This is a genomic window from Pedobacter sp. ISL-64, assembly GCF_018613605.1.
Lineage (GTDB): Bacteria > Bacteroidota > Bacteroidia > Sphingobacteriales > Sphingobacteriaceae > Pedobacter.
This window is the reverse complement of record NZ_JAGGPU010000028.1, coordinates 49,336-72,146: the sequence shown is the minus strand read 5'-3', so window position 1 is coordinate 72,146 and position 22,811 is coordinate 49,336. Positions and strand designations below refer to the sequence as shown.

Annotated in this window: 24 protein-coding genes and 1 pseudogene; 18 read left to right on the top strand and 7 right to left on the bottom strand. The window is 38.6% G+C overall.

Annotated features, from left to right (window positions below; genetic code table 11):
- The 6 genes from J7E57_RS25600 to J7E57_RS25575 form a co-directional block, all read left to right on the top strand.
- Positions 1–644 (top strand): peptidase (locus J7E57_RS25600; RefSeq protein WP_215166299.1); only part of this gene is annotated, 644 nt, incomplete at its 5' end.
- A 119-nt stretch (positions 645–763) separates the two neighbouring features.
- Positions 764–1,171 carry a RidA family protein gene (locus J7E57_RS25595; protein ID WP_215124819.1) on the top strand — a complete coding sequence of 136 codons (408 nt, stop codon included), beginning with the start codon at positions 764–766 and terminating at the stop codon, positions 1,169–1,171.
- A gap of 330 nt (positions 1,172–1,501) precedes the next feature.
- Positions 1,502–2,110, top strand: a complete 609-nt coding sequence (locus J7E57_RS25590; protein ID WP_215124818.1) for a class I SAM-dependent methyltransferase — start codon at positions 1,502–1,504, stop codon at positions 2,108–2,110.
- Between the two features lie 23 nt (positions 2,111–2,133).
- Positions 2,134–2,355 carry a VF530 family DNA-binding protein gene (locus tag J7E57_RS25585; protein ID WP_215124817.1) on the top strand — a complete coding sequence of 74 codons (222 nt, stop codon included), beginning with the start codon at positions 2,134–2,136 and terminating at the stop codon, positions 2,353–2,355.
- A 339-nt stretch (positions 2,356–2,694) separates the two neighbouring features.
- Positions 2,695–5,511, top strand: coding sequence for a TonB-dependent receptor (locus J7E57_RS25580; RefSeq protein WP_215124816.1), 2,817 nt, complete (start codon positions 2,695–2,697; stop codon positions 5,509–5,511).
- 126 nt (positions 5,512–5,637) lie between these two features.
- Positions 5,638–6,096 carry a hypothetical protein gene (locus tag J7E57_RS25575; protein ID WP_215124815.1) on the top strand — a complete coding sequence of 153 codons (459 nt, stop codon included), beginning with the start codon at positions 5,638–5,640 and terminating at the stop codon, positions 6,094–6,096.
- A gap of 13 nt (positions 6,097–6,109) precedes the next feature.
- On the opposite strand, the gene J7E57_RS25570 is transcribed toward J7E57_RS25575, so the two are convergent.
- Together J7E57_RS25570 and J7E57_RS25565 are read right to left on the bottom strand one after the other, a co-directional pair.
- Entirely contained in the window at positions 6,110–6,676 is a 567-nt protein-coding gene (locus J7E57_RS25570; RefSeq protein ID WP_215124814.1) for a rhodanese-like domain-containing protein, read from the bottom strand.
- 19 nt (positions 6,677–6,695) lie between these two features.
- Positions 6,696–7,601, bottom strand: a complete 906-nt coding sequence (locus J7E57_RS25565) for a prohibitin family protein (RefSeq protein WP_215124813.1) — start codon at positions 7,599–7,601, stop codon at positions 6,696–6,698.
- 551 nt (positions 7,602–8,152) lie between these two features.
- Between J7E57_RS25565 and rpsL the strand changes: the two genes are divergently transcribed.
- The 6 genes from rpsL to J7E57_RS25535 all read left to right on the top strand — a co-directional run bounded on the left by rpsL (position 8,153) and on the right by J7E57_RS25535 (position 12,483).
- Positions 8,153–8,566, top strand: a complete 414-nt coding sequence (gene rpsL, locus J7E57_RS25560; RefSeq protein ID WP_008244597.1) for a 30S ribosomal protein S12 — start codon at positions 8,153–8,155, stop codon at positions 8,564–8,566.
- A 17-nt stretch (positions 8,567–8,583) separates the two neighbouring features.
- A complete protein-coding gene (rpsG, locus tag J7E57_RS25555; protein WP_029278632.1) occupies positions 8,584–9,051 on the top strand; it encodes a 30S ribosomal protein S7 in 468 nt (155 codons plus the stop codon).
- 131 nt (positions 9,052–9,182) lie between these two features.
- The gene (gene fusA / locus J7E57_RS25550) at positions 9,183–11,297 is read left to right on the top strand and encodes an elongation factor G (RefSeq protein ID WP_215124812.1); all 2,115 of its coding nucleotides are present in this window, start codon (positions 9,183–9,185) and stop codon (positions 11,295–11,297) included.
- Positions 11,298–11,434: 137 nt separating this feature from the next.
- Positions 11,435–11,740 (top strand): 30S ribosomal protein S10, encoded by a 306-nt coding sequence (gene rpsJ, locus J7E57_RS25545; RefSeq protein ID WP_008244591.1) that lies wholly within the window; start codon positions 11,435–11,437, stop codon positions 11,738–11,740.
- A gap of 51 nt (positions 11,741–11,791) precedes the next feature.
- Positions 11,792–12,085 carry a hypothetical protein gene (locus J7E57_RS25540; RefSeq protein ID WP_215124811.1) on the top strand — a complete coding sequence of 98 codons (294 nt, stop codon included), beginning with the start codon at positions 11,792–11,794 and terminating at the stop codon, positions 12,083–12,085.
- A 128-nt stretch (positions 12,086–12,213) separates the two neighbouring features.
- Positions 12,214–12,483 (top strand): hypothetical protein, encoded by a 270-nt coding sequence (locus tag J7E57_RS25535; protein WP_215124810.1) that lies wholly within the window; start codon positions 12,214–12,216, stop codon positions 12,481–12,483.
- Between the two features lie 280 nt (positions 12,484–12,763).
- Here J7E57_RS25535 and J7E57_RS25530 read toward each other — a convergent pair whose 3' ends face one another.
- The 3 genes from J7E57_RS25530 to J7E57_RS25520 all read right to left on the bottom strand — a co-directional run bounded on the left by J7E57_RS25530 (position 12,764) and on the right by J7E57_RS25520 (position 14,088).
- Positions 12,764–12,958, bottom strand: coding sequence for a YtxH domain-containing protein (locus tag J7E57_RS25530; protein WP_215124809.1), 195 nt, complete (start codon positions 12,956–12,958; stop codon positions 12,764–12,766).
- 10 nt (positions 12,959–12,968) lie between these two features.
- Entirely contained in the window at positions 12,969–13,331 is a 363-nt protein-coding gene (locus J7E57_RS25525) for a hypothetical protein (protein WP_215124808.1), read from the bottom strand.
- Positions 13,332–13,440: 109 nt separating this feature from the next.
- Positions 13,441–14,088, bottom strand: a complete 648-nt coding sequence (locus J7E57_RS25520) for a hypothetical protein (RefSeq protein WP_215124807.1) — start codon at positions 14,086–14,088, stop codon at positions 13,441–13,443.
- Between the two features lie 137 nt (positions 14,089–14,225).
- Between J7E57_RS25520 and J7E57_RS25515 the strand changes: the two genes are divergently transcribed.
- The 4 genes from J7E57_RS25515 to J7E57_RS25500 all read left to right on the top strand — a co-directional run bounded on the left by J7E57_RS25515 (position 14,226) and on the right by J7E57_RS25500 (position 19,467).
- A complete protein-coding gene (locus J7E57_RS25515) occupies positions 14,226–15,569 on the top strand; it encodes a deoxyguanosinetriphosphate triphosphohydrolase (RefSeq protein ID WP_215124806.1) in 1,344 nt (447 codons plus the stop codon).
- A 277-nt stretch (positions 15,570–15,846) separates the two neighbouring features.
- Positions 15,847–18,066 (top strand): beta strand repeat-containing protein, encoded by a 2,220-nt coding sequence (locus J7E57_RS27325; protein WP_215124805.1) that lies wholly within the window; start codon positions 15,847–15,849, stop codon positions 18,064–18,066.
- Positions 18,067–18,071: 5 nt separating this feature from the next.
- Positions 18,072–18,575 carry a gliding motility-associated C-terminal domain-containing protein gene (locus J7E57_RS25505; RefSeq protein ID WP_215124804.1) on the top strand — a complete coding sequence of 168 codons (504 nt, stop codon included), beginning with the start codon at positions 18,072–18,074 and terminating at the stop codon, positions 18,573–18,575.
- 13 nt (positions 18,576–18,588) lie between these two features.
- Positions 18,589–19,467 (top strand): type IX secretion system membrane protein PorP/SprF, encoded by an 879-nt coding sequence (locus tag J7E57_RS25500; RefSeq protein WP_251030034.1) that lies wholly within the window; start codon positions 18,589–18,591, stop codon positions 19,465–19,467.
- A 674-nt stretch (positions 19,468–20,141) separates the two neighbouring features.
- Here J7E57_RS25500 and J7E57_RS25495 read toward each other — a convergent pair.
- Entirely contained in the window at positions 20,142–20,753 is a 612-nt protein-coding gene (locus J7E57_RS25495; RefSeq protein WP_215124803.1) for a hypothetical protein, read from the bottom strand.
- Positions 20,754–20,924: 171 nt separating this feature from the next.
- On the opposite strand from J7E57_RS25495, the pseudogene J7E57_RS27545 reads away from it, so the two are divergent.
- Positions 20,925–21,287 (top strand): annotated as a pseudogene (locus tag J7E57_RS27545) (NAD(P)-binding domain-containing protein); the annotation flags it as partial.
- A gap of 715 nt (positions 21,288–22,002) precedes the next feature.
- On the opposite strand, the gene J7E57_RS27540 reads toward J7E57_RS27545, so the two are convergent.
- Positions 22,003–22,053: a Com family DNA-binding transcriptional regulator gene (locus J7E57_RS27540; RefSeq protein ID WP_371823055.1), complete on the bottom strand. Its 51-nt coding sequence runs from the start codon at positions 22,051–22,053 to the stop codon at positions 22,003–22,005.
- A gap of 137 nt (positions 22,054–22,190) precedes the next feature.
- Between J7E57_RS27540 and J7E57_RS25485 the strand changes: the two genes are divergently transcribed.
- A complete protein-coding gene (locus J7E57_RS25485; RefSeq protein WP_215124801.1) occupies positions 22,191–22,784 on the top strand; it encodes a hypothetical protein in 594 nt (197 codons plus the stop codon).
- Positions 22,785–22,811 lie beyond the last annotated feature (27 nt).

The following is a 22,811-nucleotide window of genomic DNA, read 5'->3' as shown; positions in this document are numbered from 1 at the left end:
TTTCTAAAAGTAGTTTTAATAAAGGTGAGTATGCCGCTCAGCCAACCGATATGAATAAAGTTGGTAAAAGCACCATCGGAAATCCGGTTTATGAAAACATGATGTTAATGCCTGATGGTATGGCAGAACGTAATATAGGTGTTAATTTATATTATAAACCAGGATGGGGCTTAGATATCTTGAGAAATCAGATTTTAGGTGAAGATCGTTTTGATTATGCTTTCCGTCAATATATTAAAAACTGGGCATTTAAACATCCAACCCCATTTGATTTCTTTCGTTCGATGGAAAATGGTGCTGGCGAAGATTTAGCCTGGTTCTGGAGAAGCTGGTGGTTAAATAACTGGAAAATGGATCAGGGTATTGCTGGTGTTGAGGCCGTTAAGCAAGACGATAAATTGGTGGGCTGCGCGATTAAAGTTGTAAACCTGGAGAAAATGCCAATGCCAATTATCCTGCAGGTTAAAACCAAAAGTGGTAAAACGGATATCGTAAAAGTTCCGGTTGATGTTTGGATGAAAAACGCAACCTGGTTGGTACGTTATCCAACAACTGAAGAGATCGAATCAGTTACTTTAGATCCTAATAAAGTATTGCCAGATTCGAATAAAGATAATAATACCTGGACAGCTACGGGTAACTAATTTAGCCAAAACATAATTATAGCCTCCTGATTTTAAAAGATCAGGAGGTTTTTTATTGCAAATAACCGACGGTTTACTATTTCTTATCGAATAATTTAGCACCAGTTAATTTATAGAAAATGGAAAAACCTACTTTAGAAATTACCAACCCCGCAGGGATATACGATCCCCGTCCGCATGGATATTCTCACGTTGCTTCAGTTTCAGCTAATTCTTCACTTGTATTTGTTGCAGGTCAGGGTGGCAGCAGAACCGATGGCGTTTTAAGTAATGATTTCAGGACGCAGGTAAGTATTGTATTCGGAAATATAGCCTTGGCTTTAAAAAGCAAAGGCTTAACCATGGCCAATATTGCAAAGTTGACAACATTGGTGGTTGATTATGATGAAGCGAAACATGAAATCCTGATCAAAGAATCGAACAAAATATGGCCTGATCAGAAATTTCCGGTAAACACGCTTATTCCGGTACAAAGATTGGCCTTAACTGGCATGCTGATCGAAATTGATGCTACGGCTATTGGCTAATTTACAAACTGATGTTGTGTGTTTTTGGAAATGAAGGGTTCCGTTCTCCTGGAGGTTTTCAGTCCCGCTCCGTTCAAAGTCCTCGCTGCGCTGCGGGCTTCCACTTCAATCGGGTTTAGAAACATCGCTTCGATGCCTTGGCACCATGCTAGGAGCAGACCTTTAATCCTAAACCTGATAGTAGCGGGCATCCCGATTCTTCATCGGGATAAAGCGGATGGCAGGGCTGCATTTGCCAAGAACCATTGCACGTTTGTTTCCAAAAAAAATATAGCTATAATTAATTTGATGTTGCTAAAGCATTAATAATAAATTGAAAAAATTATACAGATGGAAAAAGGAGAACGCAAAAACGTATATAAAGTTTACAATAAGATCGGGAAATGGTTTGCCGAAAATCGTTATCCTGGTTTAGGGGAGAAAAACTATCTGGACGACTTACTTAAGCGGTTGCCTCCAAATGCAAATGTTTTAGATTTGGGCTGCGGCAGCGGAAAACCTATACTGGAATATCTGATCAGTCAAAATGTAAAAGTTCTGGGAGTAGATGCCAGTGAGCAGATGCTCGAAATAGCCAGGCTAAATTTTCCCGGCACACCATTTATGCTGAAAGATATGCGTAAATTAGACTTGGGTGAAAAATTCGATGCGATAATTGCCTGGCATAGTTTTTTTCATCTCCCGGCAGTTGATCAACCCGGTATGTTTAGTATTTTTAGGCATCACCTTAAACCAAATGGCATTTTGTTGTTTACCTCGGGAACCGATAGAGGGGAGGTTTGGGGGATGAACAGTGGTGAAAACTTATTTCATGCTTCTTTAGATACAGATGAATATCGATCATTGCTTGAATCCAATCACTTTAAAGTGCTTAGCCATATAATAAGCGACCCTGATTGCGCTGGTGCAAATGTTTGGATGGTGCAATATAAACCCTGATAATTTTGCCTTAACTTTGCCCCATGGCCGAACAGCAAAAAAACAATCCCTTACACGGTATCACCTTAGAAAAAATTGTAACCGATCTTCAGCTACACTATGGTTGGGAAAAACTAGGATCACTAATTAGAATCGATTGTTTCAACAACAACCAAACGATAAAATCGAGTTTAAAATTTTTAAGAAGAATGCCCTGGGCCCGCAAAAAGGTAGAAGAATTATATCTTGATACGTTTCATCAATGAGATCTAACGGTGAATAAGTGAATTTTGAATGATTGAATGTGCCAGTGATCAAACTCAACATTTGTTCAGTTCATTCTAACATTCAATCATCCTGTCATTCGCTCATTCAATAATTATCTCACCTTGCAACCTTTCCTTTAAAACGCTCAATAATCAAAGCCCTCAGACTTCCGAAGTTTCAAAGGTCGGTGTAGGAGCGAACTTCGGAAGTCGCCTGCCTAGGGGTTATTTAGAAAAAAAAAGTATTTTTTCTGTCACACTTTTCAGTTTTTGGTGTCTTATAGTTGAAACCTTAAAAAGGGCTAATCAAACAAACCAACAAAAAAGACAATCTTAACTATGAAAACCTATTTATGGATATTGCTGTGCGTATTATCTACGAAAGTATTCGCACAACAGACGGGTAATATAAATGGAAAAATCATTGATGCGAAAACCAATCAACCTATTGAATTTGTGGGCATTATTTTATCCGGTAAAACTGATTCGATCAAAAAAGTAGGTGTAGTAACCAACAAAGCCGGAGAATTTTCTTTTAATGCGGTTGCCAATGGCGATTATAAAATCAGGATTTCGGCCTTAGGATATAGTTCCATCACCAAAAACATCAATTTGAACGGAAGGGCTGTTAACATTGGCACTTTAAAATTGGTAGAAGATGCCATTGCCTTAAAAGATGTAGCTGTAAGCGGCCGTTATGCTACAGCCACTGTAAAAAAAGATACCATAGAATTTAATGCCGATGCTTATAAAACCAGGCCAAATGCCGCAGTAGAAGATTTATTGAAGAAGCTTCCAGGTGTAACCGTTGATAAAGATGGAAGTATTTTGGTGCAGGGACAAAAAGTTACCCGCTTAACTGTCGACGGTAAAGATTTCTTTGGCACTGACCCCAAAACGGCAACAAAAAACCTCCCTGCAGATGTGATTGCAAAAGTACAGTTGATTGACAGCAAAACGCTGGAAGCGAAAGCCACTGGCATTGACGACGGTCAGCGCGAAAAAGTACTGAACCTTACCATTAAAGAAGATAAGAAAAAGGGCTGGTTCGGTAACGCCAATCTTGCAGGAGGAACAACCGATAAATATGGAAGTTATTTAAGTGCCAACCACTTTAATAAAAACCTGCAGTTTGCTGTTCTGGGCATGAGCAACAATACCAATGATGCCAGTTTCGGTTACGATGACCTGAGTAGTTTCAGCGGTGGAAATATCGGAAATATTTTTGCCCCACCTGCTGGGGGAAGTTTCTCCATCAATAACAATAACGGCAAAACAACCATTGGCGGCAGTGGGGTTTTTGATAACAATGCCATTGGACTCTACACCACACATAGTGGAGGCGTAAACTACAGTAATTCCTGGGGCAAAAACAATAAACTGGCCATCAGTGGAAGTTATTTTACCTATTTTTCTTCAGGTTTAGGTAATAAATTATCCAATATCCAGGACTTAAGCTCTGGCGATATTTTACGCACTCTGGATAATACCGACCGCAATAGCAATAATCAAGCGCACCGCTTTAATTTTAAGGCAGAATACCACCCTGATTCGTTAACCGATATGGTATTCCGGCCAAATGTGATCCTCAACAGTAACACCAACATCAACAACCGTACATTCAATGCTAATTTTGATGCTACAGGAAAAGCAAATGATGGAAGCCAGTATTACAATCAGCATAATTTCACCCCATCCTTATTTGGCGAGTTTACCGTGCTAAGGAGATTGGCCAATAAAAAAGGCTCGGTTTCGCTCCGGTTAAATGGTACACAGAATACCTTTAATTCTGACTGGCTAAATCAATCGCTGCTTCATCAATATGTAAATGGTGATACTGCCGTTACCAATATCAATCAGCTAGCGAATCAGGAAAATGCTTCAAAAACCTATACCATCAACGGAAATTATGCCCGGCCATTAAATCAAAAATGGAGTGCCAATCTTGCTTACGGTTATACAAGAAGCATTGTTGATGCGCAGCAGATTACCTTTGATTATAATCCGACTACCGATCGCTACGAAACCATTGTGCCATCCTTAACCAATATTTTCGATAACCATAACAGCCAACAAGTTGCAGGTTTAGGGTTTATCTACACAGGAAAGGATTGGACCTATAATTTCGGTTTCAATGCACAGGAAAGTTTGTTAAATGCCAATGTATTTAATAATGTAGGTACCAATATTGGCAATATTGAAAAATCGTATTACAACTTATTGCCGCGTTTAACGGTCAATTTTAAAAATAAAGCGAATCAAACCATTGCTATCAATTACCGGGCAAGCGTTAATCTGCCTTCGGTTACCGATCTGCAGCCTGTACAGAACAATACCAATCCATTATATCAACGAATCGGAAACCCTGATCTCGAAGCCCGGAAAAACCATCGCCTATCGGTAAACTTTAATACCTTTAGTCCAGATAATAACCGCTATTGGAATGGATATTTCCTCTACAACTTATCTTTTGATGATACCGGAAATGATATTACCTATAACAATGGTATCCAAACGGTGAAGCCGATTAACGTAAATGGTAATTATTACCTGCGTGCCGGAACATTTTTTGGGATGCCATCAAAACTTAAAGGTTTAAGGACTAATTATGGTGCAAATTTCTTCACTGAACACAGAACAAACTTTATCAGCGGCGCTAAAAACATTACCAACAGGTTCGAAATTGGACCAAATGTTAACTGGAGCTATGATATTGATGATAAATTTAATGCTGGTATTTTTGCTTATGTTGCCTATACCAAAATAAATAATTCGGCCGAATTGGCGATCGACAATAAATATTTTACGCTAAATAACACCTTAAATCTAAGTTACGAGTTCATTAAAGATTTACGGATAGAAGCTGATTTGAATCATATCGGTTCAGCTGGCCGCGCTGATGGGTTTAATAACAATTACTTTTTACTTAACGCGGGCATAAACAAATATTTAATGAAACGAAGGGTAACACTGAGTTTAAAAGGTTTTGATATCCTGAACCAGAATACCAGCATAGATAGAGTTGTAAATAGCAGCCGGATTGAAGATGTAAGGTACAACAACATCACCCGGTATTTTTATTTATCACTAAATTACAAGTTAACCAAAGTGGGCGCAAACAACCAAAGGAACAACCCACGTAATACCGTTAATTAGGTGCCTGAAATATCTTATCCCTACTATACAGCCCATTTATGCCTGATGTTGAAACAGTTGTTGTGGAGATTAGGTTATCTCTATGTAGCTTGATATTTGTATCTTCGGATAGAATTAGGCTTATATATGAAAAGAACTTTACCACTCATTTTTACAATTTTAATAACCCTGTCCTTTTCGGCGTGTAAAAAAGGCGACATTAAAACCTTAAACAGTATTGGTTATGGATCATCATTTGGGATGTGTGTAGGCTATTGTTCCAATAATTTACTCATTAGCGACCTGAAACTTACTTTTTCTAAATCAAAAAACGGGCAAACGGCTGACACCAAAACCTGTAGCAAAACAATCTCCGAAGCTGATATAAACGCAATCAAAAAAGAATTGAATTTAGAGAAGATTTCGGCCCTGCCAGAAGTAATTGGCTGCCCTGATTGTGCTGATGGAGGTGCAGAGTGGATTGCTATTAATGCCGATGGCAAACAGTATAAAATTACTTACGAGTATGGTAAAGCACCAAAAGAATTAGAAGCAGCAGTTGCACAGTTGAAGGTTCTGAAAGATAGTTTTAAGGATTGTAATTAAGGCTTAGCTTTTATCATCGTGCTTTAGTAATAGCACTTCTGATTTCGGTCCCTTCAAAGGTTATTCGTTTATCCCGTGTACTTACCAGTTCGGAGAGCTCATATACATTTCTATACCCATATAGATTAATATAAGTAGGAATATTTAAGGCTAATGAAATTGGGGCTATTTTTTTCTTTATTAAAACAGGCACAACTACTTTACTGGCGAAATTTGCCTGGTCATCTATAAAATTATTATTGCAATAGATTAATATTCTGGTATCTGCATTGGGTATAATCCTTACCAGGTTTTGTTGCGTGAAATCAGAAAAATTTAGATGAATAGCTCCCTTAACATGTTTTCGTTTAAATAGACTATCAGAACGTGTATCTAAAATGATGGTGCCTTTCTCTTCAGCCATTTTTAAAAATGTGGGTAAATCAATGAGCTTACTTTTGCGATGGGCTTTAACCTCAGGTATGAGTTTCTCATATGCATCAAAGTCTACATTGGCTTTTCTTTTAACCGTGCCTGGAGTTTGTGCATTACATAAATATGCAATACTAAAAAGGAGTAAGGTTAAGATTTTCGTTTTCATGTTTCAGGTGCTTAAACAATTAATTTCCACCTAAAATAATCGGAGCACTTTTACCATTGCCCATAATAATTACTTTCGTATTTGCCGATTTCGCAATTTCCTTTTGCGCCAATATCGATTCGTATTGGAGTTGACGATCGCTCAAACCTGTAGAAAGAATGCGTTGGTAATCGGCAATTCCCTGTGCTTCTACTCTTTTGCGTTCAGCTTCCTGGCGTTCTTTTTGAAGTACAAAAGTCATTTTTTGCGCATCCTGTTCTGCGTTTATTTTAGATTCGATACTGGCTTTTACTGATGCAGGCAAAGTGATGTTGCGTACCAGTAACTGCTCTAACTCCAAACCTCTTTTTGCAAAACTTTTATTGATGGTTGCAAATATTTTAGCTTGAAATTCATCGCGCTTGCTCGAATATAAAGCGACAGCATCATACGAAACGGCATTATCTCTTATAGCTGTACGCGAAACGGGACGAACAATTTTTTGTAGATAATCTGTTCCGATTTCCCTAAGAATATTTGGGGCTGAACTGGCCTTGACACGAAATAATACAGAAAGGTCTATCACCACTTCTAAGCCATCGGCAGATAATACACGGAGTGCATCATCACCCTCTTTATTTCCTTCATCGTGAACGCCAGACATTGTGTAGTTTTGAGTTTTAACATCAAAGGGTGTAACTTCGGCAATTGGGTTAATTACGTTTAAACCGCTATATAAAACTTCATTATCTACTTTTCCAAAAACTGTTTTAACGCCAACTTCACCGGCATCGATAACTTTAAACATGGAGAAGGATAAGCCTATAATGACAAATACTACCCCAATAATTTTGATGACATTGCTGTACTGGCCAACAATATTGTTTTGTTTTGAAAGGGCAAAACCAATAAAAATGATAATAATGCCGATGATACTTAAGAACATATAATTTAGATTTTTATTAAAGATAAAGTATTTAACACAATCTTTTATGAATTTAAGGTATATGTAATTTAAGTGTTTTTAAAGCGTATGGGAAGTAGCAAAGAGATTTTTTCTTATAAAATGAGATTAAAAACGTTGATAGGGCGATTTACCTTGCAACCTAAACCCGATATACGTGGAAAGTGAGTTCTTCGCGAGCTTGTAACATTAGCGGGGCCGAACCCAAACTAAGGATTACTGCAATTGCTTTCCAAGTAACAGCTTGTAATTATGAAACGATGCTGTAATGGATTTAATGTTTAAGGAGAGAAAGATTGCTTCACGCCATCACAATTTCACCCGCTTCAGTTCGCAATGTCGGCGAGTGAGCGGAAGAATCGCAACTGCTTAATTCTCAACTCCCAACTCAAAACTCCCAACTCAAAACTTTTTACGCTAACCCCTTGATTTTTAAAAAGAATTGTTCTACTTTTGCAGTCCGTTTTATGGGCTATCTGCAAGGATGCCGGGGGAGCGGTAAATTTTTTAATAAAAAAACATAAAAAAGCACAATGCCAACCATTCAACAATTAGTTAGAAAAGGTAGAGTAGCACTGGAGTTCAAGAGTAAGTCTCCAGCGTTGGACAGCTGTCCACAGCGAAGAGGTGTATGTACACGTGTGTACACCACTACCCCTAAAAAACCAAACTCAGCAATGCGTAAAGTAGCCCGTGTTCGTTTAACGAACGGTAAAGAGGTGAATGCTTACATTCCTGGAGAAGGTCACAACTTACAGGAGCACTCAATCGTATTGATCCGTGGTGGTCGTGTTAAAGATTTACCAGGTGTACGTTACCACATTATCCGTGGTGCATTAGATACATCAGGTGTAGCTGGTCGTAACCAACGTCGTTCTAAATATGGCACTAAACGTCCTAAACCAGGACAAGTAGCTGCGGCGCCAACAAAAGGTAAAAAGAAATAATCGGGAGGAAATAAGAAATGAGAAAGTCAAAACCAAAAAAGAGAATTATTCTTCCTGATCCAAAATTTAACGATGTTCAGGTAACTCGTTTTGTAAACAATATGATGTACGATGGAAAAAAATCTATCGCTTATTCTATTTTTTATGATGCTGTTGAAATTGCTGAGAAAAAAGCAGGTGAAAACGGTTTAGAGATATTCAAACGTGCTTTAACTAACATTATGCCAGCTGTAGAGGTTAAATCTCGTCGTGTTGGTGGTGCTAACTTTCAGGTTCCAACTGAGGTTAGACCAGAGCGTAAAACAGCTTTAGGTATGAAATGGTTAATTTTATACGCTCGTAAACGTGGCGAAAAAACCATGAAAGAGAAATTAGCTGGTGAAATCGTAGCTGCTGCTAAAGGTGAAGGTGCTGCTGTTAAGAAGAAAGAAGATACGCACAAAATGGCTGAGGCTAACAAAGCGTTCTCTCACTTCAGATTCTAGTATTAGGATTAACAGATTAGTAAGATTACACAGATTTAATTAGAAGATTATACTGATTAGATAAATTACACCGATTTGTTTTAACATAATCGGTGTAATCATTTAAAATCAGATAAATCAAAAAAAATATAATGGCAAGAGATTTAAAATTTACAAGAAATATTGGAATCGCGGCTCACATTGATGCAGGTAAAACTACAACAACAGAGCGTATTCTTTATTATGCTGGTGTAAGTCATAAAATTGGTGAAGTGCACGAAGGTGCTGCAACAATGGATTGGATGGCGCAAGAGCAAGAACGTGGTATCACAATTACTTCTGCAGCAACTACGGTTGATTGGAATTACAGAGGTCAAAAATATCATGTTAACGTTATTGATACCCCAGGTCACGTGGATTTTACCGTAGAGGTAAATCGTTCATTACGTGTACTAGACGGATTGGTATTTTTGTTTTCAGCTGTTGATGGTGTTGAGCCTCAATCTGAAACCAACTGGCGTTTAGCGAATAACTATAGCGTACCTCGTATCGGTTTTGTTAACAAAATGGACCGTTCTGGTGCTGACTTCTTAAAAGTTGTTAAGCAGGTTAAAGATATGTTAGGTAGTAATGCAGTTCCATTGCAATTGCCTATCGGTGCTGAAGACGGATTTAAAGGTGTGGTTGATTTAATTAACAACCGTGGTATTGTTTGGAATGAGCATGATAAAGGAATGACCTTTACTGAAGTGCCTATCCCGGAAGATATGCTTGATGAAGTTGCAGAGTGGAGAGAGAAATTGTTAGAATCAGTTGCTGATTATGATGAGTCTTTAATGGAGAAATTCTTCGATGCACCTGACACCATTACAGAACGCGAAGTTTTAGATGCTTTACGTGCTGCTGTATTAGATGCTAAAATTGTTCCTATGGTTTGTGGTTCATCTTTCAAAAACAAAGGTGTTCAAACCATGCTTGATTATGTGATGGAATTATTGCCTTCTCCTATGGATAGCGAAGGTGTTACTGGTACGAACCCTGATACTGGTGCGGAAGTTTTATTAAAACCAAGCATTACTGAACCGTTTGCAGCTTTAGCATTTAAAATTGCAACCGATCCATTTGTAGGCCGTTTATGTTTTATCCGTGTTTACTCAGGTAACTTAGAAGCAGGTTCTTACGTGTATAACTCACGTTCAGAAAGTAAAGAGCGTATTTCACGTATCTTCCAAATGCATGCAAACAAGCAAAACCCTGTGCCTAATGTGGCTGCTGGTGATATTGCTGCTGTAGTTGGATTTAAAGATATCAAAACAGGTGATACACTTTGTGAGGAGAAAAACCCAATCGTTCTTGAATCAATGAACTTCCCTGAGCCCGTTATCGGTTTAGCTATTGAGCCTAAAACTCAGGCTGATGTTGATAAATTGGGTATTGGATTAGGTAAATTGGCTGAAGAAGATCCTACATTCAGAGTACAAACTGATCAGGAAACTGGTCAAACAGTTATCTCTGGTATGGGTGAGTTACACTTAGATATTTTAATTGACCGTTTAAAACGCGAATTTAAAGTTGAAGTTAACCAGGGTGCGCCACAAGTAGCTTACAAAGAAGCTATTTTCGGTACAACTACTCACCGCGAAACATATAAGAAACAATCAGGTGGTCGTGGTAAATTTGCTGATATTTCAGTAGTTATCTCTCCAATTGATGCTGATTTTGAAAAAGGTGGTTTACAATTTGTAAACGAAATTACAGGTGGTTCAATTCCTCGTGAATTTATCCCTTCAGTAGAAAAAGGTTTTGCTGCTTCTATGGCAAATGGTGTATTAGCTGGATATCCACTTCCTGATATGAAAGTTCGTTTAACGGATGGTTCATTCCACGCGGTCGATTCAGATGCTTTATCATTTGAGCTTGCAGCTAAAATGGCATACCGTGAGGCTTTACCTAAATGTAAACCTACTTTGATGGAGCCAATCATGAAAATCGAAATCTTAACCCCTGAAGAAAACATGGGTGATGTTATCGGTGATATGAACCGTCGTCGTGGTCAGTTATTAGGTATGGATACCCGTAACGGATCTCAGGTAATTAAAGCAACTGTGCCACTTTCTGAAATGTTTGGTTATGTAACGCAGTTACGTACAATCACTTCAGGACGTGCAACTTCTACAATGGAATTTGACCACTATGAAGCTGCGCCTAAAAATGTACAGGATGAAGTAATTGCTAAATCTAAAGGAAGAGTAAAATCTGAAGACTAATTAGTATTAAGATAAAAGTATCAAGTATCAAGATGGATTATTAGTCTTGATACTCGATACTAAATACTTGCTACTAAAAAGATAAATCCGGTTTCTGTTGTTAATAGCTCTAACAGGAAACCACAATTAAAAATAAGATGAGCCAAAGAATCAGAATTAAATTAAAATCGTACGATTACAACTTAGTAGATAAATCTGCTGAGAAAATCGTAAAAACTGTTAAGCCTACGGGTGCAGTTGTAAGTGGACCAATTCCACTTCCTACAGAGAAAAAAATCTTTACTGTTTTACGTTCTCCACACGTAAACAAAAAAGCTAGAGAGCAGTTCCAATTATGCGCTTACAAACGTTTATTGGATATTTATAGCTCTAACTCTAAAACAGTTGATGCTTTAATGAAACTTGAATTACCTAGCGGTGTTGAAGTTGAAATTAAAGTTTAATTGATTTTAAAAGAACAGAAAAGGTCTCGATGCAAATCGAGGCCTTTTTTTATGCATCCAAATTTCAAAACAAAAACAACGTTAGCTGGTTGTACTGATATGACTAAGGAAGATAAAACGCACCAAAGATTACCAGTTGAGGGACAGGATTTTGCTGATCCTAAAGAAGAATTGAAAGATAAACCTTCCTCGCATGGCGAAGTGGCCAATCAAAAAGGTGGTGATTTTTCTGAACTGGAAGAAAGTAGGATGGAAAATCCACCAAAGCATCGTGATGAAAATGGATCAACTAAAGATGATTTAGATAGTAGTACGGAGATTGATCAAAGTAAAGGCGTACAATAGCTGCAATTGATTGCAGAATTGGTAAGTAAGAGGAATGGCTGGGAGGTATGTAATTAATGCCTGATGTAAACTTTTTTATTGTACCAATTGTTGTTATAGAAAAGTGTCTACAAAAAATGGCTATGGAAATGAATGAAAATAAAAATGTCGATCCTAATGGGGAGATTAACCACAATGAGGAGGATATAGAATGGGATAATGGAGAGGCTACTTACGGGCATAAACGTGCTGATTTTAAACGAAAAGACCAGCCTGATGAAGCGCATTTAGCCAAAACAGAGAACGATCCAAAACATCATATCAATGAGGGGCTAAAGAATGCTAACTTGAGCCAGAATGAAGATATTGGCAACAGGAACAAAGAAAGAGATAAAGGCATAAGTGGGAAAGACTTATAGTTTATCGTCATTTAAAAAGGGAATATTCAGATAGAATAATCCCTTAATAATATTGATGCATTTTCCGGTAGATGGAAATTAATTAGGATTCCACAACTGAAATGCGTTAATCAAGAAGCAAATGCCCTTAAATCGTTAGTCTCTGATTTTTTTAGTTAATCTTTGTCGCGAATCCTACAGCGCTGCAAATTTCAAGATCTTATCGCCAATTTACAAGACGTCTTGCATTAATATATTGATATATATCAATTTAATGTGTATTTCTACACTCAATTAATTGTCAGTATAAATCACTTGTCTGACGATAATCCTGTCTTATTTTTTCAGAATAATCCTTAATCCTATCTACATATTCCGGAGCTTTTTCCTTAAAGTCATCAATCAACGATTTACCGTCAGTTATCCGCTTTTTTGTGGCATACTTAAAACCATATACGGCTGCTGCGCCTAAAATGGCATATTTTAATAGTCCCATAATTATCTGTTTATATTCCTGTATTTAAAGCATGGTTTTCATCAGCCTCATTAATGCTGGTTTTCGTCTTAAAATCGTCAGATGAACTTCCGGTATGACTTTCGGCACTCTGTATGGTTGGGTTTTTATCCGAACTGTTGTAAGCGTCATCACTAAGAGAATCTTTACCTTGCGTGCCAGAATTATCCCGGCCGTCTTTGGCTAAAGGATTTCCCTTAATCAGTTCGCTTGGTTCTTTGCCATAACTGGTTACTACATCGGTGTCGTTACCTGCTTCGTAAGCTTTTTGTACATCAGATTTTTCTAATTGTTCATCACCTGATCCTACATAACCTTCAATATGCTCTTCCTTGTTATATATGTTCGTTTTCATAGTATTATAGCTTTATGAATAAACAGAACGCAGACTAAATAGTTTGAATCAGGATAAATCAAAAAATAGGGAGTAATAAAAAAGGCAGATATTTCTATCTGCCTTCGTTTTAACTTTTATATGGGAAATTCCGTGATATTTTTCGCATCATCCGTTCTACCATATCATCGGTAGAGCTCATAATGGAATCGTCCATTGTTTTAAAGAAACGCCACATTAACTCTCCATCCGCTCCGTTGTTTATGGTTAAGAACATGGTGCCTGTTCCAGATTTTCCACCAAAGCCACCAAATAAAACAGCAGAGGCGATTGCACCAGCTTCAGATTTCGTTTGCTCAGTTTCAAAACGCCCACCGATAACAGCATCAACACCAAGTATTTTGGCTAGTTCATCTTTAGTTGTTTCGTCTAACTTACCTAAAACACCTGCTTTTTTTAATAAGATGTTTGTTTTGTCAACATCCTGGAAAGTTACGGTATAATCAGAAGCTTTCCTTAACAAAAAGGTGTACATACTGGCCTGTATTGATCTTGCCATCGACTCTTCCTGGCTTTTGTTTCCTTCTGCACTGAAATTTTTTGGTTGTTTCCGGTAAGAAATTTTTACCTCAAAAGGTAAGATGGCTACAATTTTTTGTGTTTTGACTGTCTCCTTTAGTTTCGGACTTTCGAAAATTTGCTTCGAGCCTTCAAATTGTGCTTTGGTTAAGACCGTAAAGCAGCATAAGATAGCGAGCGTTAATAAGATTTTTTTCATTATTTGTTTGTTTAATTTTCTGGCGAATATAAAAATATCTTTTAATTAATGTAATTTAAATTTTACCTGAAGCTTTATGCTTAACCATTTTCGCGTTTTGTTTAACTTGCGCCAAATTTTAAATGCATACGGGATAAATGGAGTGGAAATATTTACTTTCGAATAAGAGATACGGACAAGAACAATATGGTGCCAGCACAGATCGGGCACGGTCTGATTTTCAGCGTGATTATGACCGGTTGATTTTTTCGTCTCCTTTTAGAAGGTTGCAGAACAAAACCCAGGTTTTCCCATTGCCGGGAAGTGTTTTTGTACATAACCGTTTAACGCATAGTTTAGAGGTTGCCAGTGTGGCCCGCTCCATGGCCAATATTTTTTTAAAAAGTGTAGAAGAGCAACAACCGCAACTGATTAAAGATGTTCCTTTAATTAACGAAGTGGGTAATATCGTGGCTGCCGCTGCACTGGCGCATGATTTAGGAAACCCAGCCTTTGGGCACTCAGGAGAAGCAGCTATTTCACGATATTTTACCGATGGCGATGGGAAAGTTTATCAGAAAGAAATGAAGGAATCGCAGTGGCACGATTTAATTAATTTTGAAGGTAATGCAAATGCCATCCGGATCCTTACCCATCCGCTAAAAGGAAAAGGCAACGATGCTTATGCGTTAACCTATTCTACTTTGGCTTCGATTGCAAAATACCCTTGCGCCTCAATTGCGGGTAAACAAAAGGGAGTGCTGCACCGTAAGAAATACGGTTTCTTTCAATCAGAAGAAGAAACTTTTAAAAAGATCGCAGAAGAGCTCAATTTGGAGAAAGAAGAAGGCGAATATCTTATTTACAAGCGCCATCCTTTGGTTTATCTGGTTGAGGCTGCAGATGATATCTGTTACAGCATCATCGATTTGGAAGATGCACACCGCTTAAAGATACTTTCCTACGAGGAGGTAAAGAGTTATCTGTTGCCTTTTGCCAATTCTACCACCATCGAAGATCGTTTAAAAAATGATTATGAAGACGACGATGCAAAAATCGGTCTGTTGAGGGCAAAAGCAATTAATACGTTAACCAACCAGTGTGCAGGTATATTTTTTAGGGAACAAGAAAAGTTATTGAAAGGCGAGCTTAATCAAAGTTTAACCGATTTATTGCCCGAGCCCTATATTTCTGCCTGGAAAGCCGTAGAAAAAATTTCTGTTGAGCGTATCTACAATTTCTCGTCGGTTATACAGAAAGAGGTTGCCGGTTATAAAATTATGGCCGGTTTATTAGAAGAGTTTGTTCCTGCACTTATTCATAACAATACACACTATTATAAAAAACTGGTTAAACTTATTCCCAAACAATATCATACCGATTTGACTGATATTTATTCTATCATACAGAGCGTATTGGATTTCGTTTCGGGTATGACCGATTTGTACGCAGTTGATCTATACCGCAATATAAAGGGAATATCTTTTCCTTCGGAAACCTAAAGATAACTTTCTGGCTTTACTTTTTATGTTCGATTAATTACTGGTTCACGCTGTGTTTCTTCTGATTTAGAGGGTTAAATCGGCCTTAAATTGGGTGTTTGTGTAAAATGTGAAATTAAATTTTATTTAAGTGATTGATTTATAGTTATTTAAAATCGTTTTAGTATTTGTAATTAGCATTTCGTGTAAAGCGAATGGAGCAGCTTGTACTAATTGTTAGATTTGATCGTTGGGCTCCCTTATTTTTACGCCTGATGTTTAGATCTCATCCCGATTCATGAAAAAACTTTTACTAATTGCTTTGTTAAGTATAGGGTTCACCTTAGCTATTAAAGCGCAAAGCCCGCAACAATTTAACTATCAAGGAGCAGCAAGAAATGCTAATGGCACCCCACTGACCAATAAAAATATAGCCTTGCGGATTAGTATTTTAGATGGATCTTCAACTGGAACCGTTCAATATTCTGAAGTAAGAAATGTAACAACCAATGCTTTAGGTTTATATGCATTGGCAATTGGGGCTACTGGTGCAAGTTCGGTTAGTGGTACAATTGCTGGAGTAACTTGGGCGAGTGGATTAAAGTTTGTTAAGGTCGAAATCGATCCTGATAATGGTACAAATTTTAGTTTGGCCGGAACCGCACAATTGCTAAGTGTTCCATATGCCCTTTATGCTGCCAACGGGCCACCCGGACCCAAAGGAGATCCGGGTGTAGCAGGTCCTGCTGGTGCACAAGGTATTGCAGGCGCTGCAGGTCCACAAGGACCAGCAGGAGCAACTGGTGCTCAGGGGCCAATTGGCTTAACTGGTGCTGCTGGTGCACAAGGAGCAGTAGGTACAACAGGTCCACAAGGAGCGAAAGGAGATACAGGTGCAACGGGAGCTACCGGATTACAAGGTTTACAGGGCATACCTGGCGTAAAAGGGGATAAGGGGGATAAAGGTGACATAGGCCCAGTTGGTCCTTCAACAGGAGTAGCTGGTGGTGATTTAACAGGGAATTATCCAAATCCTACATTAGCTAATCTTCAGGGAAAGACATTAAATGCCACTTCGCCAGCCAATAATCAGGTGCTCCTATTCGATGGGGCTGCATGGAAACCAGTAACATTGGATGTAAGCCAACTGTCAGGCGCTAAGGCATTAACCTCAACTGATTTGAGTATTAGTTCTAATGGCGCTACTGCTTTATTGAAAGATGTAGTAATTGATATCAACACGGGGGCGGTTAGCACGCTTAAACTGGCAGATGGTGCAGTAACAACGGCAAAATTAGCCGATGCTGCAGTAACCGCTGTAAAAATTGGAAGCAAAGAAGTTAAAAACGTTAATATCGATGATGCCGCAGTAAATACACTACAGCTCGCTGATGGGTCGGTAACTACACCAAAACTTGCTGATGCATCTGTTACGATAGCTAAATTAACTACTGATGGGGTGAGCGATGCAAACAAAGTGTATATCACCAATGCAACAACCGGAAAACCCGAATTAATCAGCAGGACATTATTTGCAAATGCAAATGCCTGGGCACTAAAAGGGAATACTGGCAGCATCGATCAAAACAATAATTTCCTAGGTAATACAGACGACGTAGCCATCAACTTTCTGGTTAACGGTTTAAAATCTGGCCGTTTAGGCAATTCATCCGAAAACAATATTTCTTACGGTTATAAAACACTTACCGCGAACGTATCTGGCTTTTACAACAGTGCATTTGGTCGCGAAGCATTATCTGTTAACATTTCAGGTTACGAAAACAGCGCTTTTGGTTACCTGGTGTTACAGCGCAGTTTTAGTGCTATCAACAACAGCGGCTTTGGCTCGCAGGCATTAGCGATTAATACGGTAGGCTCCAATAACACTGCAATTGGCACGCATACGCTAATGGCCAACAGAACTGGTATATCAAACACAGCTATTGGAAGTTTGGCGCTTGAAGCCAGTAATGGCGACAATAATACGGCACTAGGTTATGCCGCCGGTTCGAAAAACAATGGGGCAGGGAATGTTTTCATCGGAAGCAATGCTGCCGCTAACAGCACAAATTCAAATAATACTTTGGTAGTAGCTAACTCCAGTACCTCATACCCGCTAATCGCTGGCGATTTTGCAGCAAATGGTGGCGCATTAACCATTAATGGAACTGCCGCTGCATCTTCTGTAGCTTACGCGCCAGCAAATGCAAGTACATTAAACATCAATGGTTCTGTCGCAGCAAGTGTTTTAACCTATACCACAGCCGGAGCCTTAACACTCGATGCCAGTCATTACACAGTCAGGATAAAAAATGCAGGTTTGGCGGTAAGTGTTAATCTCCCAACGGCCTCTAGCTGTAAAGGAAGGATTTATGTAATTGTGAAAGCTTTATCATCAGGTGATGTTACGTTAAACAATCCTGTTTTGTCGAATGATGATTCTGATGTAACCACCATTACCGGTGCAAAAACTTTCACCATTCAAAGCGATGGGGCGGCATGGATCTCTTTAAACTAAGCACAATGAGAAGAATATCCTATTTGCTTGTTTTCTTAACCATAGTGTTTTTCTGGGGAAACGCAAACGCACAAAGTTTGCCGTATGTGGTTAATTCGGCTAGTGGCAACGGTAAGATTAATAATCAATTATACGATTTTAGTATTGGTGAAATGGTACTGGTGCAAACTTTACAGGCTGCCAACACTACATTGACCCAAGGATTTTTACAGCCTTTTCTGATCATACAGACCACAGCCGACGTAGCCATTGTAAATAATATCCTTACTCCAAACGGAGACGGGAAAAACGATTTTTTTGTAGTTAAGGGCTTAGAAAAGTATCCGAACAACAAACTATCCATTTTTGATAGGGGAGGAAGGTTGATTTATACTACACCAGGTTATCAAAACAACTGGGATGGCTATTTTAACGGAAAGCCACTTACCGAAGATACTTATTATTATATGCTCGATTTAGGAGCAGATGGTTCTATTAAAGGTTTTATATCAATCTTATATAAAAAATAACAGCGTGAAAAAAATGAAATGTTATATGGCGGGGCTGTTGTTTTTGTTTGTTACACCAGCATTTGCCCAGCTTAATTCCATGGGTAGCATCTACTATCAGAACCAGTTTTTGGCTAACCCGGCAATGGCAGGTTTAGAAACCGGACTAAATTTAAATGCAGCATTTAAAACGCAATGGACGGGGGTAGAAGGTGCACCAAAGATTCAGTATTTAACTGGCGACTATGGTTTGACTAATAATAAAGTAGGTTTGGGTATTCTTTTTTACAATGAAGGTGCAGGCGCCATTAACCGTACCAGGGCAACTGTAACTTATGCTTATCATTTACCTTTAAATGGTGGGACTAACTTCTTGGATTTTGGTTTATCTGCCGGCATTATGAATGAATGGATTGATTTTGGTAAAGCCAAAGGCGATTTAGACGACGATGTGCTTAATAGTTTTAACGATCGCAGGCTGTATTTGGATGGCGATTTTGGAGTAGCTTACCGCTCCGATAAATTGACACTACAGGCTGCTTTGCCTAATCTTAAACGGTTTTTTAAAAGAGATGTACTACGAAACGTGGTAGACCGATCGATTTATTTTATCGCAGCCGGTTATAAATTCACAACCGATAAAGTAATCAACAATATTGAACCGAAATTGGTGTATAGAGGGGTGCAGAATTATGATGGTATTTTTGATGCCGGTGTAAATCTTCAGTTTTTAGAGAATAAGTTGATGCTGAACGGCATATATCATAGCACCAACAGTTTTACAGCTGGTTTTGGTGCAAACTACAAAAACCAATTTTCGGTTTTATTCCAGTACACTACCAATACTTCAAAAATGCAGAGTTATAGCAATGGCGAATTTGAGGTGGGTTTGAAGTACAGCATCAAAAATTAAGCCTGTTATCGTCATTTCGACTAAAGTGCAACGGAATGGAGAAATCTATTGTTAAATGTACTTGCAGATTTCTCGTATAATTTAATCATTTTTTAAAACCGTTATTTGTTTGGAAAGCAGTTGCGGTAGCTTGAGCAGTCCCCGCTCCCGCTTCTGCCAATTAAAGGAATTGGCATTTCGCTTCGATCGGGTTTAGGTGGCCAAATGATGTAGGTCTATTAATAGGTTTGTTATCAAACGTTCCTAAGGAGCTAAAAATGCCAATTATATAAATTGGCTATCCAGCAGGTGTCCCGATGGGACGATTTATGATGATAAAGTTGCTTCCTTTTCTTCCGTCAAATGGAGCAGTATCACCAAGCTAAGAAGAAAACACCTATGTTTAGCTACCGCCCACCCTTTCTATCTCATATGATCAAAAATTGCTCGTCCCATCGGGACGACTCCTCGGTAGAAAAAAAGTTTTATTTTTTTTCGTTCCGTAGGAACGTTTCGTGTTTTAGGCATCGGTTGGTTTCCATAACCACAAACCCATATTCCATAAACCCGACAGTAGCAGACACTGAACGCAGTGAGGTAAAGCGAATGGCGGGGCTAGTGGAACCGAAGCACTACTAGCCCTGCTTTTCTAAAAAAAAAAAGTAAGTTTTGTCAATTAATTAAAAGGTCTTCGACTATCTTCCCCGGCCATCATCCCATTTATTACGCTCGTCCTGCAGCTCACGGGCAAGTCTCATTTCCTTATCTTTTGCTTTTACTTTGTGTGCCTGAAATTCATCGGCCACTTCCTGGTAAAGCTCGGTTCTGTACTTCGCTTCGTGCCTTAATTTACCCGATTGGAAAATTACAAAGGCCAAACCTACCCCAAGTACAATAATAATGGCCCAAACAATGGTATTATAGGTGCCTTTATTGAAGGATATGCCTAAAAATTTAATTTCATTAACAGCAGCGTTGGCATTGGCCAGGGAACTTTCTTTTCCATTTACTTCGCCTTTTAAGCTCGAAATGTTATCGGCTTGTGCTTTAATTTCCTGACGGGCTTCCTGCAGCTGCTTACGTTCTTTTCTTAACGTATCACTAACACTTTTCCATAAAGATGATAACCGTGATGGATTGATCAGCCTTGCGCCGTTGAAGCTTTTAGATTTCTTTAACATGAACTGATACTGGCCATTTAGAGATGGATCGGTATTTTTCGTAGTATCAGGTAAAGTTTGCCCAAAGGCAACGTTTAAAAATAGCATAGCGCCTAAAAACAATAGGGTGTGTTTAATTTTCTGCATAGTTTAAATATAGGTGTTAGAATGTAAAACTACATTTTTATCCATTTTCCGGTTAATAAAATTTGTTTAAGGTTTTGGCAAATCGATAAAATTGTTCTGGTTTAACATTCTAAATAACAATTTTATCTAAGTTTTATTATAAATTTATTTGCGATAGGTTACATTTGTTTCATGCAAATAGGAATTATTGGTTTGGGCGATATGGGCAAATTGTATGCACTATCGTTCATAAACGCTGGTTATAAGGTATGTGGGGCAGATATGCCCTTACGTTTTACAGATTTAAAAAATGAGCTGGAACCTAAAGGAATCGAAGTTTTAATCGATGGCCATGAGGTTGCCCGTAAATCAGACTTTATTATCTATTGCGTTGAAGCCGAAAAAATTGATGAGGTGGTAGCTGCTTTTGCCCGCTCAACAAAATATGGTGCCATAGTTGCCGGACAAACCTCAGTTAAACATCCCGAAATTGCTGCTTTCGAAAAACACCTTCCAGAGGATACCCAGATTGTAACCTGTCATTCTTTGCATGGTCCTGCATTTAGTCCGGAAGGGCAAACACTTGTAGTGGTGCGTCACCGTGCTACCGATGCTGTTTATGCCAAAGCATTAGAAATTTATAAATCTTTAAAATCGAACATTATTGAAATGGACGATTACAGGGAGCACGACCGCATTGTGGCCGATACACAGGCGGTAACACACATGGGGTTCGAAAGCATGGGCTCGGCATGGAAAAATGCGGGTTTTTTCCCCTGGGATAATCCGGCATATGCGGGTGGAATCGATAACGTGAAAATTTTGACCACGCTGAGAATTTTTAGTTACAAATCGCACATTTATGCTGGTTTGGCTATTTTAAATCCTTATGCCCAGAAACAGGTAAAATATTATGCGCAGGCCGAATCGGAACTGTTTAAGTTGATGATCTGCGAGAATGAGGCGGAGTTTAGGGAAAAGATTTATGCGGCCCGCGATTTCGTTTTTCATGAAAGCCGTTCGCTTTTACTGTTGGATGATAACATCATGAAAGAATTCAGCCTATCGGATGCCAGCCATAAACAGAAACCAAATTCGCATTTAAGTTTGCTGAGCATGGTATATGCCTGGTATAAAATGGGCGTAAACCCTTACGATAACCTGATCTGCCAAACGCCACCTTTTAAATTGAGGCTGGGCATTGCCGAATATCTTTTCAAGAATGAAGAAATGTTAGAGGAGTCGATTAATACTGCTTTATATGATAAATCTATCCGCGGAGATGATTTAGAATTCCACACCGCGGTGCACGAATGGGCATCGATTATTGGCTATGGCGATTTAAAAGGTTACAAAGAACATTTCGAAGCGGCCAAATCATTCTTCGCCAACCGTTTAAATGATGGAAGAGATTTAAGTGCGGAAATGATTAAGAGGCTGGGCAAATAAGTATTTAAGATGAAAACCATTTTGAATAAACCTGAACTGGTCTCGCTGTTACAGCAACAATTGAAGGATATAAACACACTTTGCAATGAATACGATAACGGGAATGAAACAGTAGTTGCTTTAATAGCAGAGAAAATAACTGGGATTTTTCATAATACCGATCATTCGAAAGCATTGTTGGGGCAGCTTAAACTCAGTCATCTCAATATATACTGTAGTTCGGAAGTTTATAACCCCAAAAGCCTCACCAATTTTATCGGATTATTGAAACTGGCACATCGTACCGGAAAGGGTTGGGGATATGCTGCCAAATTAGATCTTTCAACCCTAACTAGTGTTTCACAAGAAAACTGGTGGAACAATAAAAAAGTGATTATCGATTCGGATGGGAATGCTTTTACCCGAGCTAAAATAGTAAAATCGATAGCCAATGTCGATCCGCTTATATTAAACATCTCAGGCTGGAAAATAAAAGACGCCCAGGGTAACAGCACTATTGTTAACCCAATACCCGAAACCATCAGGCAGATTGCTTTTGAACTGTTGGAAAGTTTTAGGGATGTTGAGCTGAGTAAGGAAAGTAAGCTGCATTATAAAGTTTAATGTGACTTGGCAACAATTTAAAAATAA